This is a genomic window from Lachnospiraceae bacterium (assembly GCA_025758065.1).
Taxonomy (GTDB): Bacteria; Bacillota; Clostridia; order Lachnospirales; family Lachnospiraceae; genus Enterocloster.
Window position 1 is genome coordinate 2097964 of the sequence record CP107199.1, and the last position, 13912, is coordinate 2111875.

Genomic DNA, 13912 nt, shown 5'->3' on the forward strand with positions numbered 1-13912 from the left:
AGTGAGTGGCAAAATTTACTTTTGACACTCACATCATAAGATGAAGTATCGCTTTTATGCGGTACCAGATAAAAGGAATATAGAACAGATGATTTCATATATAAAAGGAGCCCTTGGGGCAGTAGAAGATGATGTGATCGTAGTAGAGACAGGAGGCATCGGTCTGGCAGTCCATGTACCTCTTTCTCTTTTAGAAGAACTTCCGCCATTAGGGGAAGAGGTGACTGTTTATACCTATTTCCAGGTGCGGGAAGATGCTATGACTTTATATGGTTTTTTGCACAGACAGGACAGGGAAATGTTTAAACAGCTGCTAGGGGTGAATGGGATCGGTCCCAAAGGAGCCCTTGGCATCCTTTCAGTCATGCGGCCGGATGATCTGCGTATCGCCATTGTCGGCGGGGATGCCAAAGCCATTTCCAGGGCACCGGGGATCGGGGCAAAGACTGCCCAGAGACTGATCTTAGATCTTAAGGATAAGGTAGATTTAGAAGAAGTGATGATGGCTTCCTTTGGAGGCGGAAAGGAAGCTGCTTCCGATACAGGTACAGGTGCATCTGTGGCAGGTATGGCGGCATCGGCAAAAGAGGCAGTGGCAGCGTTAATAGCTCTCGGCTACACCAATATGGAAGCTTCCAGGGCAGTAAAGAAAGTGGAGATCACAGAAAATATGAGCGTAGAGGATATTTTAAAGGCTTCGCTGAAGCATTTGAGTTTTCTGTGATCTTTAGCAGAGCATCATATAGTTTGAGGTATATATGGAACGGAGAATTATAACAACAGAGGCAACAGAAGAGGATGTGCGGATCGAGACTACCCTGCGTCCCCAGTGCCTCAGCGATTATGTGGGGCAGGAAAAGATCAAGTCTACCCTGAAAATATACATAGAAGCGGCAAAAAGCAGAGGGGAAGCCTTGGACCATGTGCTGTTTTATGGCCCGCCCGGGCTTGGAAAGACGACTCTTTCAGGCATCATTGCCAATGAGATGGGGAGCAGGCTGAAAGTGACCAGTGGACCGGCTATTGAAAAGCCGGGAGAAATGGCAGCTATTTTAAACAATCTTCAGGAGGGGGATGTCCTTTTCGTAGATGAGATCCACCGGTTAAACCGTCAGGTGGAAGAAGTCCTCTATCCGGCTATGGAAGATTTTGCCATTGATATCATGCTGGGAAAAGAGTCCAGTGCAAGGTCCATTCGTCTGGAACTGCCTCATTTTACACTGGTGGGGGCAACTACCAGGGCGGGACTGCTGTCAGCTCCTTTAAGAGACCGTTTTGGTGTAGTCCAGAGAATGGAATTTTATACACCTGAGGAGCTTCGCACGATTATCTTACATTCAGCAGCGATCCTGGGAGTGGAAATAGAACCGGAAGGAGCTATTGAACTGGCCAAGCGTTCCAGAGGAACCCCAAGACTGGCAAACCGCCTTTTAAAGAGGGTGCGGGATTTTGCCCAGGTAAAATATGATGGTGTGATCACAAAAGAAGTAGCAGATTTTGCACTGGATATTATGGATGTGGACAAAATGGGACTGGATCAGAATGACAGGAATATCCTTTTAATGATCATTGAAAAATTTTCCGGCGGTCCGGTGGGACTTGATACGTTAGCAGCAGCTTTGGGAGAAGATGCAGGAACTCTGGAAGACGTATATGAGCCTTATCTTTTAATGAACGGCCTGATCAACAGAACGCCCCGGGGAAGAATGGCTACGGAGAACGCATATCGTCATTTGGGCTTGGAAATGAAGTGAAAATGTGGTATCCTTTTAACGAACTGAAAAGATGAATGTTGCCAGTACAGCTTATGGACAGCAACATATAAATGTGCTTTATAGTCAGGAGAAATAGCAGAATGGATACAAAGAATTATACACAGGTTTTAATTGACGGGAAAATATATACTTTAGGCGGAACGGAAGATGAAGCATATCTTCAGAAAGCGGCCAGCTATGTAAATGAAAAAATAGCCACTATGTATGCAATCCCTGGTTTTAGCAAACAGAGCGCCGATTATCAGCAGCTGATGCTTTTATTAAACATCGCAGATGATTATTTTAAGGCAAAAGAAAATGCAGACCAGATGGAAGAACAGAAAGACAGGATGGAAAAAGAAACTTACAGCTTAAAACATGAGCTTGTAAGCACCCAGATGAAGTTAGATGGTGTGTTAAGGGATTTAGAAGAACGCCAGCACCAGCTTCAGGAGTTATCTGCAAAGCTTTCAAAGACAGAACGGGAATTAAGAGCTGTTAAAAAACAGGCGGCACAGGCTTTAGCTTCTGGGAATGAAGAAGATGAAGTTGAGGAAGATGAAGTGGTAGACACTGTGATCGAAGGAAATGCACCTGTAAATGAACCAGGCTTTGAATCTGTGAGCGAGATGGCACAGACTTCAGACCAGGCTGCTGTGACAGAACCGGCACAGGAAAATTTTGTTCAGACAGAACTTCCATTACAAAATTCTTCATTCCAGGCAAAAATTTCTGACAGGGATCTTGCCAGAAAAGCCCTTCAGGCAGCCAGAAAAGCCGGTTCTCACAGAAACGGACGCAGATAAAACACAGATGAAACAAAGGGGGCGCGATACAGACTGCAGCCCCTTTTTTGTTTAACACCGAACGGAGCGCAGATGCGGGAGTGCAAAGTACGCAGCGATCCGGTATCAGGAAAGGTTTAAGATCATGATGAATAAGAGAAAAGCAGAGCTTTTAGCACCGGCAGGTTCCTTTGACAGCTTAAAGGCTGCAGTGGCAGCAGGAGCAGATGCTATTTATATGGGTGGCAGCCGTTTTGGTGCCAGAGCGTATGCCCAGAATGCCGCAGGACAGGAAATGGTGGAAGCAATCCGGTATGCCCATCTTCATGGTTGTCGTTTGTATATGACGGTCAATACACTATTTAAGGAAAAAGAGCTGGAAGAGCTGCGGGACTATATGAAGCCTTATTACGAAGCTGGTCTGGACGGTGTTATCGTTCAGGATCTGGGGGCTCTTCAGGTGATGAAACAGGCATTTCCGGGAATGGAGCTTCATGCCAGTACACAGATGACCGTTACAAGCGTATACAGCGCGAAAATGTTAAAGGAAATGGGCTGCTGCCGGGTGGTTCCGGCCAGAGAACTTTCCTTAGAAGAAATCTCACGTATTTATAAAGAAACAGGGATGGATATTGAGACATTCGTTCACGGTGCCTTGTGCTACTGTTATTCCGGCCAATGCCTGATGAGCAGTCTTATTGGCGGCCGAAGCGGAAACAGAGGCCGTTGTGCCCAGCCATGCCGTCTGCCTTACCGGGTATGGGAAGGAGGCAAGGCAGAGGGAAAAAGCTTAAACAAGGAGAACCAGAAGTTTGTATTAAGTTTAAAAGATCTTTGTACTCTGGATATTTTGCCGAATATCTTAGAGGCTGGTGTTTATTCCTTAAAGATCGAAGGAAGGATGAAGAGCCCCAGATATACAGCCGGCGTAGTCCGTATTTACAGAAAATATCTGGATATGTATGAAGCATACGGAAGAGATGAATATTATGTAGATCCAGAAGATAAAAAAGAACTGCTGGATCTTTTTGACCGGGGCGGCTTTACCTCAGGCTATTATGAAAAGCACAATGGAAAGGATATGGTTGCCTTAAAGGAAAAGCCGGAGTTCCGTGAAGGAAACCAGAAATTATTTGATTTTCTGGATGAAAATTATGTACATAAAGAGAAAAAGGAGCTTGTTTCAGGAAAGGCTGTTTTTGAAGAGGGAAGACCATCTGTTCTGGAACTGACCAGGGGGGATGTAATGGTAAAAGTTGAAGGCCAGGTCTGCCAGAGCGCACAGAACCAGCCTGCAACAGAGGAAAAAGTGCGTAAGCAGTTAAATAAGACAGGTGCAACATCCTTTAATTTTGAACAGCTGGATATTGAATTAAAAGGAAATATCTTTCTGCCGGTACAGGCGTTAAATGAACTGCGAAGAGAAGGCTTTGAGAAGTTGACAGAAGGTATTCTGGCAAAATGGGAGAGAAAGGCAGAAGCTGAGGAGACGGGAAAAGAAAAGGAAAGTGCGGGCGCAGAAAACACATCAGAACTGTTTGCGCAGACAAAACGGGAACTGTCCATTGCAGCACAGTCCGCCTCCAAAAAAAATCACAGATCTGCTTTCCTCACAGCATCCCTTGAAGAAGAATGCCAGCTGGAACCTGCACTATCCTGCGATGCTGTAAAACGTATTTATATAGATGCAGATGGATTCAAACCAGATCAGTGGGGAAAGGTCGTAAAACAATGTGAGACAAAGGGGAAAGAATGTTTCCTGACACTTCCACACATTTTCCGCACCCACGCAATGAAGTTTTTCTCTAAAAACAGGAAAAATCTGGAAAATGCAGGCTTTACAGGTGTTCTGGCCCGCGCTTTGGAGGAAGTTTCCTGGCTAAAGGAAGAAAATATCCATATCCCATTTGCACTGGATGCTTCTGTTTATGCATGGAACCGGGAAGCGGTACACACATTAAAGAAAATGGGACCGGAATTTATTACCATGCCATGGGAATTGAACAGCAGAGAACTAAAAGCAGTGACGACGGCATGTGAAAAGGAAGATATGGCAGATGAAATGATCATTTATGGGCATGCTCCTATGATGGTTTCTGCCCAGTGTGTGGTAAAAACATTAAAAGGATGTACAGCCAAAAGGGAACAGCTTTTAATGAAGGACCGTACAGGAGCCGGACTGCCCTTAAAGGCACATTGCAGCTTCTGCTATAATACGATCTTAAATCCCCTTCCCTTATCTTTGTTTGGAAGTGAGGAAGCAGTGAAAGAGCTGAACCTGACTTCCCTGCGTCTTTCCTTTACAAGAGAAGGAAAAGAGGAGACGAAAAAGATACTGGAAGCTTTTGCTGCTTCTTATAAAGAGGGAAGGATCGTGGCAGAGCCAGTAAAAGATTTTACAAGAGGACATTTCAGACGGGGAGTAGAATAGCCTATGACAAATCTGATCGTGGAAGTATCCAAATATCTTATGATATTGCTGATGGCCATTTATACTTATGCTAATTTTCGGTTCTTTTCTTTTCCGGATCTGGAACGGAAGAGAAAAGTATGCGCAAGGCAGAACCGGGCTATGTTTTTGCTGCATTTTCTGGCATATCTGGTGATGTATCTGAAAACAGAAGATGAAACACTGAGCCGGATGCTGCTGGTATTTTATATAGGCCAGGTGGTATTTTTCCTGCTGTACATTTATATTTACCGGTTTATTTACAGAAATGTATCAAGACTTCTGGTAAATAACTGCTGCATGTTATTAGCCTGCGGTTTTATCATGCTCACCAGATTGTCTTTAGATAAGGGATTGGATAAGGCTTTTAAGCAGTTTGTGATCGTGGCAGCGGCAGCGGTGGTTTCCTGGCTGGTTCCTTTTATCATGGAACGGTTCTGGCAGCTGTACAAATTCCAATGGCTTTATGGAGGGATCGGGCTGGCAGCCCTGCTTCTGGTATGGGTAGCAGGAAATGAAAGCTTTGGTGCCCAATTGTCACTGACTATTGGCGGGATATCCATTCAGCCCTCAGAATTCGTAAAGATCAGTTTTGTGTTTTTTGTGGCTTCCATGTTTTATCAGTCTCTGGAGTTTAAAAACATCTGTATCACTACGGTAGTGGCAGCACTTCATGTGGTGATCCTGGTGTTGTCAAAAGACCTGGGAAGTGCGTTGATCTTCTTTGTAAGCTATGTGGTCATGCTGTTTATTGCCACAGGAAACTGGCTGTACCTGATCGCAGCGGGGATTCTCGGAAAAGGGGCCACATCTATTGCATATGCTCTTTTTGATCATGTAAGGCGCAGATTTACAGCATGGAAAAATCCGTGGGCAGATATTGATAATACAGGCTATCAAATCACCCAGTCCCTTTTTGCTATTGGAACAGGGGGATGGTTTGGCATGGGATTGTGTCAGGGAATGCCAAATAAGATCCCGGTAGTAGAAAAGGATTTCATTTTCGCAGCAATATCTGAAGAAATGGGAGGTATTTTCGCTATCTGTGTTCTTCTTATCTGTCTGGGCTGTTTTATCCAATTTATGATGATCGCCACAAAAATGCAGGCTATGTTTTATAAGATGCTGGCAGTGGGACTGGGAATGGAATATGTGGTCCAGGTATTCCTTACAGTAGGCGGTGTGACCAAGTTTATCCCATCTACCGGTGTGACACTTCCTTTTGTAAGTTATGGAGGAAGTTCCATTGTAACTACATTCCTGTTATTCAGTATTATCCAGGGACTTTACATCATCAAACGCAATGATGAAGAAGAGCTGGAAGAAATGGAGGCACAGGAAGAATGAAAGAACTGAAAAAAAGTGATCCTAATTCCAAGGTTCTGTCGGTCACCTATGTATGTGTGGCTTTGTTTCTGGCACTGGCTGTTTACATGGGATATTTTCTTCAGGTGAAAAGCGAGGATGTGATCAATAATCCTTATAATGCAAGACTGGACAGTTTTTCAGACCGTATTGTAAGGGGCAGCATCCTGGCAGCAGACGGAACTGTACTGGCAGAAACTACTACAGATGATGGGGGAAATGAGACAAGAGTTTATAACTATGGCAGTGTGTTTGACCATGCAGTAGGCTATTCTTCTAAAGGGAAAACAGGAATTGAAGCCATGGCAAACTTTTATCTTTTAAGTTCTCACGTAAATCTGGTGGAACAGGCGGGAAATGAGCTGGCAGGTGCGAAAAACTTAGGCGACAGTGTGGTGACTACTCTGGATATGGAGCTGCAGCAGGCGGCTTATGCGGCTTTAGGGGACAGAAGAGGGGCGGTGATCGCCATGGAGCCGGATACAGGAAAAATCTTAGCAATGGTTTCAAAGCCGGGATACGATCCCAATACCCTTCTTCAGGACTGGGCGGCTCTCACAGATAGCTCTAATAACCAGGGACAGCTGGTAAATCGTGTAACTGCCGGTTTATATCCCCCTGGGTCTACATTTAAGATCGTGACAGCTCTTGAGTATGTGCGGGAACATCCGGATGACTACAAGGATTTTCATTTTGATTGCAATGGTGTTTACCACAATGGGGACTATTCTATTAAATGTTTCCACAGCGAAGCCCACGGAAGTCAGGATTTTGTGAAAGCCTTTGCTAATTCCTGTAATGGTGCATTTTCCAGTTTAGGACTGGTTTTGGATCTGAACCGTTTCCATTCCACAGCAGAGGAATTATTGTTTAATAATCCATTACCATTGTCCGGTTATTCTTATAAGGAAAGCTCTTTTAATATGAAAGAAGGAGCCGGAACCTGGGAGATTTTACAGACTTCCATTGGACAGGGAACCACACTGATCACACCTCTTCACAATGCCCTGATCACAGCGGCCATTGCTAATGGAGGAACGCTTATGAAGCCATATATGCTGGACCGGGTGGTCAGTGTAGGTGGTGAAGAGGTAAAAAAGTTTCTTCCAGCTACAGGCGGAATCCTTATGACAGCTGCTGAGGCGGCCAATCTTACAGAACTGATGCGTGATGTAGTAGTTGAAGGAACAGGTTCTTCTGTACGCACTGATGCCTATACGGTAGCAGCTAAAACAGGAACTGCTGAATTTGAAACAGGAAAAGAGACACACGCCTGGTTCACCGGCTTTGCACCAGTAGAATCACCGAAGATCGTTGTTACAGTCCTGGTGGAGGAATCTGGAAGCGGCGGTAAGGTAGCAGGGCCGATCGCAAGACAGCTGTTTGACATATATATGTCGAGAGAATCATAATGCAGCCGCTTGTTTTTCCCTGCGCTCATTATGTTTATACTCAGATCCCCGCACTGACGTGCTTTACTGCCTGCATACGCAGGCGATTCGTTCGTTAATGGTCCAAGAAAAACAAATGCCACCTTCGGTGTCGCTTGTTTTTCTTTTGGACTTATTATATCTTATACTCACGAATCCCGCGCATTCGCGCTCTACTGCCTGCTTTCGCAGGCGATTCGTTCGTTAATGGCTTGTGAAAAACAAATGTCTGCTTACGCAGCCGCTTGTTTTTCCCTGCGCTCATTATATCTTAAAAAAGAATAACGATTACTATGGAAAAGGTCAGGGTTTCGTGTTATAATCGGGCTGTTTTGTTCTTTTATTTACTAAAAGACGGGGGTATTTATAAGAAATACTTATTAAAACTTATTAAAGAAAAGATACGAAGGGAGAAAAACAGGTGTTCCGAGCAGATGATTATGTTAAGGTAAGTGATCTGGCAGAGGCTTATGAGCTTTGTCAGAAGCGAAGCAGTCTGGTAGTAGGCGGAATGGTATGGATGAAGATGACTCATATTACCAAGCGTACTATTGTGGATTTGTCCGGGCTTGGACTGGATGAAATTGAAGAAAAGGAAGGAGAGTTTTCTATTGGCTGTATGTGCAGTTTACATCAGTTAGAGACTCATGAGGGGCTGAACCGGTATTTTGATGGGATTTTCAGGGAATGTACCAGAAATATCGTTGGTGTTCAGATGAGAAACTGTGCAACTGTAGGAGGCAGTATTTTTGCCCGCTTTGGGTTTTCTGATATACTGACCTGCCTGCTGGCTCTTGATGCTTATGTAGAACTGTATCATGAGGGAACTATTCCGCTTTCTGAATTTGCAGCCAGACCTGTACGAAGAGATCAGAAGGATATCCTGGTTCGTATTATTATAAAGAAAGACGGAAGAAAGGCTGCTTATACCAGCCAGCGCAATTCCCGTACCGATTTTCCGGTGATCGCCTGCTGCGTTTCCAATCTTGGAAATAAATGGTTTGTGTCTGTTGGTGCAAGACCTGCAAAGGCAAAGACAGTGATCATTACAGAGGATGATTTTGATACCTTAAAAGAAATGGCAAAACAGGCGGCAGATGCCTTTACTTATGGTGACAATGTGCGTGCCAGCGGTGCTTATAGAAAGACTCTGGCAACAGTATATATCCGCCGTCTTATGGAGCAGATCAAAGGAAGGAGCGTGGGCAGAGTATGAGACTTTCATTTCGTTTAAATGGAAAACAGATAGAGACAGATGTAAAGCCAGATATGCTGTTATTAGACCTGGTACGTGAGCTGGGCTGTTATAGTGTAAAAAGAGGCTGTGAGACAGCAAACTGTGGTCTTTGTACTGTATGGCTGGATGGAAAGCCGGTTCTGTCATGTTCCACACTTGCCATTCGTGCAGATGGTCGTCATGTGACTACGCTGGAAGGTCTGCAGAAAGAGGCAGAAGAATTTGGAATGTTTTTAGCAAGAGAAGGCGGAGAGCAGTGCGGTTTCTGTAATCCGGGCTTTATTATGAATGTTCTTGCTATGGAAAAAGAATTAAAAAATCCGGATGAAGAAGATATCAAAGAATATCTTTCTGGAAATTTATGCCGTTGCAGCGGATACATGTCCCAGCTTAGGGCTGTAAAAAAATATCTGGATATGAAGCAGAGCGGAAAGGAGGCATAAGAAAATGGCATATACACAGATCAATCCTGCAACAGGAAAGAAATTCCGGCTGATAAGCGCTCCTGTTGTGAAAAAAGATGCGAAAGCATTGGTAACAGGTAAGCCGGTCTACACCGATGACCTGGCACCAAAGGACTGCCTGATCGTAAAAGTGCTTAGAAGTCCTTATGCCCATGCGCTGATCGAAGAAATCGACTGTAAGGTTGCTTCCAGAGTTCCAGGGATCGAATGTATCCTTACATGGAAGGATGTTCCTCAGAAGCGTTTTACCATGGCTGGCCAGACCTATCCGGAGCCAAGTCCGTATGACCGCCTGATCCTGGATCAGAGAGTACGTTTTGTGGGAGATGCAGTGGCTATCATCGCAGGTGAGACAGAAGCTGCGGTAGATCATGCAATGCGCCTTATTAAGGTGAAATATCAGGTTCTGGAGCCTGTTTTAGATATGCATGATTCAAAAGATGGAAAAATCCTGGTACATCCTGAGGATAACTGGAAAGCGCTGTGTAATGTGGGCGCTGATAATAAGAGAAACTTATGTGCCAGCGGCGGTGAGACCCACGGTGATCTGGAGGCAGCATTTGCAGGCTGCAGCCACATTGTGGAAAAAACATACCATACTAAGGCAAACCAGCAGGCCATGATGGAGACTTTCCGTGCATTTACTTATATGGATGTATATGGACGTTTAAATGTAGTGGCTTCCACCCAGGTCCCTTTCCATGTGCGTCGTATCCTGGCTCATGCACTGGATGTATCAAAATCAAGGATTCGCGTTATCAAGCCAAGGATCGGTGGCGGTTTTGGTGCAAAGCAGACCGTAGTAGCAGAAGTTTATCCGGCGATCGTTACTATGAAGACCGGAAAACCGGCTAAGATCATTTACAGCCGTTATGAGTCCCAGATCGCATCTTCTCCACGTCATGAAATGGAGGTAAAGGTAAAGCTGGGCTGCGATGACAATGGTATTTTACAGGCAATGGATGTGTATACATTGTCCAATACAGGTGCTTTTGGCGAACATGGACCGACTACAGTAGGTCTTTCAGGACACAAGTCTATTCCTTTGTACGGTACACCAAAGGCATTCCGCTTTGCTTATGATGTAGTTTATACCAACCGTATGTCCGCAGGTGCTTACCGCGGATATGGAGCAACCCAGGGTATTTTTGCTGTAGAGTCCGCTATAGACGAACTGGCAGCCCAGATGGGAATGAACCCCATTGAGCTTAGAAAGAAAAATATGATACGCCAGGGACAGGTGATGCCTGCTTACTATGGCGAAACTGCCAACAGCTGTGCTCTGGACCGCTGTGTAGACAAGGCTATGGAAATGATCGGCTGGGATGAAAAGTATCCAAGAAAAGACATGGGAAATGGCAAAGTAAGGGCAGTAGGTCTGGCAATGGCAATGCAGGGCTCTGCTATTTCCGGCGTAGACGTAGGAAGCGTTACCATTAAGGTAAATGATGACGGCTTTTACAGTATGACAATTGGTGCATCTGATATGGGAACCGGTTGTGATACCACACTGGCACAGGTAGCAGCAGAGTGCCTGGATTGTGAGCTGGATGATATTGTGGTTTACGGCGTTGATACTGATATTTCCCCATATGACTCCGGTTCCTATGCTTCCAGTACTGCTTATCTGACAGGTATGGCAGTAGTAAAGACCTGTGAATCTTTGAAAAAGAAGATATTAAAGAAAGCAGCAGAATATCTGAATTGCTCAGAGGACGATCTGGAGTTTACTGGAAAGACAGTCCGCAGGTTGAATGCGCCTGAGGGAGAACAGGCGGAGATTACACTGAAGGATATCGGAAATAAAGCTATGTGCTTTAACGAGGAAGCTCTCCAGGCTACAGAGTCCCATACTTCACCTGTTTCACCGCCACCATTTATGGCAGGTGCTGCAGAAGTGGAGATCGACAAGGAAACCGGTCATATCGAACTGATCCAGTTTGCAGCAGCAGTAGACTGTGGAACACCATTAAATGAAAATCTGGCCAGAGTACAGACAGAAGGCGGTCTGGCACAGGGAATTGGCATGGCAATGTATGAGGATGTAACTTATTCCGACCAGGGACGTGTCCATGAAAACTCCTTCATGCAGTACAAAGTACCAAGCCGTCTGGACATCGGAAAAGTCCAGGTAGAATTTGAATGCAGCTACGAGCCTACGGGCCCGTTTGGTGCAAAATCCATTGGTGAGATCGTTATCAATACCCCATCTCCAGCTATTGCAAATGCGGTATATAATGCAGTCGGTGTCAGGATCAGGGAACTGCCTATTACAGATGAGAAGATCTTTATGGGGATGAAATAAGCTGCCTGTAATAGCATGCAGTGAAGCGCGTAAGCGAATGGCTTGTGAGTGCAGGATGAACTCATAAGTGTAATAATAGAGCATAAAAAGCCAGCCTTGCAGGCAAGAGGCATGAGTACATAAATGTGTATAAATGCAGCCTGTGAGGCTGGTTTTTTGTAGGGAAAAATGTAGTAGATTTTTGTAAATTTTAATGTTATACTGTAATTACATTTATCAGTCAGAAATAATGATATTCTAAAAATATGTAACGCTATATGTGTTTCATATCTGTATTCGGGCAGATTCTGCCAAAAATCACATGGGCTTTATTGAAAGACAGGTTTAAAGATCAGTATAATTTTGTTTTAAAACAGGCAGGGGGAATATATTGAAATCTGCAATTGGATTTCGTATAATAGATGTTAGAAACTTCCCTTTTGCTTTGCAGTAGAAAGAAAGGGGAGAATAAATGGGAACAAGAGATATAGAAACAGCTGTGTTTTTTGATGATGACAGGCGGTATGCGGACTTGTTAAATGGCTATATTTTTGATGGAAAGCAGATTGTAACAGAAAAACAGTTTTATAGCCAGGATACAAGAGAGGTAGGAAAGTCACGCAGGGGCAGCCTGACTGTGAAAAAGAAGAAAAATATACAACGTTTTCGAGATGGAGTAAAAAGAGTAGCTTTTGGAACTTCATTTACGATCATTGCTCTGGAACATCAGGATAAGATTCATCGGGGAATGCCGGTACGTATTATGGTGGAAGATGCGTTATCTTATGACCGCCAGATGAAAAAGATACAAAAGCAAAACCGGGAAAAAGGTGTTTTGGATAAAAATGATTATATCAGCAGTCTGACAAGCACAGATGCTTTAACGCCAGTTATTACTATTGTAATCTATTATGGAGAAAAGCCATGGGATATAGCGAAAGATATTTATGAGATTTTGGACCATAAAAATCTTCCAGAAGAGATAAAAATATTCATCAACCATTATCCAATCCATGTTTTAGATGTTCGCCGATTTACAAATGAAGAATGTTTTAAAACAGATGTCAGAGAGGTATTCGGATTTATCAGGCGGTCCTCAGATAAAAAAGCGGTAGAACAATATTTAAAAGAACGAGAAAAACAGTTTGAAAACATAGACGAAGATGCCTATGATCTTATTGCAGCAATGACAGATACAAAACAATTACAGCAAGTTAAAGAAAAGTATCGTAGTGAGGAAGGGGGAATTAACATGTGCAAAGGACTTCTTGATTGGGTAGAGGAGAGCAAAATGGAGGGTGAAAAGCAAGGAATGCGCAGGGGAATCACCCAGGGTAAAGCTGCAGGCGAATTGACCATTCTAAATTTAATAACAGCCATGCAATTAGATGGCCGCACCAGCGAGATCACCCGTTTGTCATCAGAACCAGAATTTTTAGAAGGTATGAAAAAACATTATCATATACAGTAAGGAAATTGCCGCAAAGTGCTACAATAGTTTCATACCTAGATTTCCTTCTTGCATATACCCCTCAAACGTTGTATACTAAAACCAGTTATTCAGATTCACACCAAAACCGGGAGGAATTGCAATGATTGAGGCAACGAGCTGCGGCGGTGTGGTTATATTTCGAGGGAAGATTCTGGTCCTGTATAAGAATTACAAGAATAAATATGAGGGCTGGGTCCTGCCTAAGGGAACAGTAGAAGCTGGCGAAGAATACAAAGAAACGGCTCTTAGGGAAGTAAAAGAAGAGACCGGAGTAAGCGCTTCTATCATCAAGTACATTGGAAAGAGCCAGTACACCTTTAACACGCCTCAGGATGTGGTAGAAAAAGATGTACACTGGTATCTGATGATGGCTGACAGCTACTACAGTAAACCACAGCGGGAAGAATACTTTCTGGATTCCGGGTATTACAAATTTTATGAAGCATATCATCTGCTGAAGTTTTCCAATGAAAAGCAGATCCTTGAAAAGGCTTATAATGAATATCTGGACCTTAAAAGAAGTAATCTTTGGGGAAGCAAGAAGTATTTTTAAAAACAGAATAAGAAGAAGCTAAAAACTGCTGTATACGAGAGTAATAGAACTGTATACAGCAGTTTTTTGTGCGTTTTGCACTCCCCGCAATTCTACTGA

The 13912-nt window shown here is 43.9% G+C and carries 11 protein-coding genes; all 11 read left to right on the forward strand.

Annotated elements, in window-relative coordinates:
* Nucleotides 1–88 precede the first annotated feature (88 nt).
* The 11 genes from ruvA to OGM16_09815 all read left to right on the forward strand — a co-directional run bounded on the left by ruvA (nt 89) and on the right by OGM16_09815 (nt 13813).
* Nucleotides 89–724 carry a Holliday junction branch migration protein RuvA gene (gene ruvA / locus OGM16_09765; GenBank protein UYJ45123.1) on the forward strand — a complete coding sequence of 212 codons (636 nt, stop codon included), beginning with the start codon at nt 89–91 and terminating at the stop codon, nt 722–724.
* 34 nt (nt 725–758) lie between these two features.
* Nucleotides 759–1754 carry a Holliday junction branch migration DNA helicase RuvB gene (ruvB, locus tag OGM16_09770; protein UYJ45124.1) on the forward strand — a complete coding sequence of 332 codons (996 nt, stop codon included), beginning with the start codon at nt 759–761 and terminating at the stop codon, nt 1752–1754.
* A gap of 101 nt (nt 1755–1855) precedes the next feature.
* Nucleotides 1856–2560: a cell division protein ZapA gene (locus OGM16_09775; GenBank protein UYJ45125.1), complete on the forward strand. Its 705-nt coding sequence runs from the start codon at nt 1856–1858 to the stop codon at nt 2558–2560.
* Between the two features lie 127 nt (nt 2561–2687).
* Nucleotides 2688–4970 (forward strand): U32 family peptidase, encoded by a 2283-nt coding sequence (locus OGM16_09780; GenBank protein UYJ48432.1) that lies wholly within the window; start codon nt 2688–2690, stop codon nt 4968–4970.
* A 3-nt stretch (nt 4971–4973) separates the two neighbouring features.
* The gene (locus tag OGM16_09785; protein ID UYJ45126.1) at nt 4974–6335 is read left to right on the forward strand and encodes an FtsW/RodA/SpoVE family cell cycle protein; all 1362 of its coding nucleotides are present in this window, start codon (nt 4974–4976) and stop codon (nt 6333–6335) included.
* Nucleotides 6332–7765, forward strand: a complete 1434-nt coding sequence (locus OGM16_09790; protein ID UYJ45127.1) for a penicillin-binding transpeptidase domain-containing protein — start codon at nt 6332–6334, stop codon at nt 7763–7765. Before OGM16_09785 ends, OGM16_09790 begins: the two co-directional genes overlap by 4 nt.
* Nucleotides 7766–8204: 439 nt before the next feature.
* Nucleotides 8205–8999 carry an FAD binding domain-containing protein gene (locus OGM16_09795; GenBank protein ID UYJ45128.1) on the forward strand — a complete coding sequence of 265 codons (795 nt, stop codon included), beginning with the start codon at nt 8205–8207 and terminating at the stop codon, nt 8997–8999.
* A complete protein-coding gene (locus OGM16_09800; GenBank protein ID UYJ45129.1) occupies nt 8996–9463 on the forward strand; it encodes a (2Fe-2S)-binding protein in 468 nt (155 codons plus the stop codon). The genes OGM16_09795 and OGM16_09800 overlap by 4 nt, the downstream gene beginning before the upstream one ends.
* A gap of 4 nt (nt 9464–9467) precedes the next feature.
* Nucleotides 9468–11789, forward strand: coding sequence for a molybdopterin-dependent oxidoreductase (locus OGM16_09805; protein UYJ45130.1), 2322 nt, complete (start codon nt 9468–9470; stop codon nt 11787–11789).
* Nucleotides 11790–12300: 511 nt separating this feature from the next.
* Entirely contained in the window at nt 12301–13239 is a 939-nt protein-coding gene (locus OGM16_09810) for an Rpn family recombination-promoting nuclease/putative transposase (GenBank protein ID UYJ45131.1), read from the forward strand.
* A gap of 121 nt (nt 13240–13360) precedes the next feature.
* The gene (locus OGM16_09815; GenBank protein UYJ45132.1) at nt 13361–13813 is read left to right on the forward strand and encodes an NUDIX domain-containing protein; all 453 of its coding nucleotides are present in this window, start codon (nt 13361–13363) and stop codon (nt 13811–13813) included.
* Nucleotides 13814–13912: the final 99 nt, after the last annotated feature.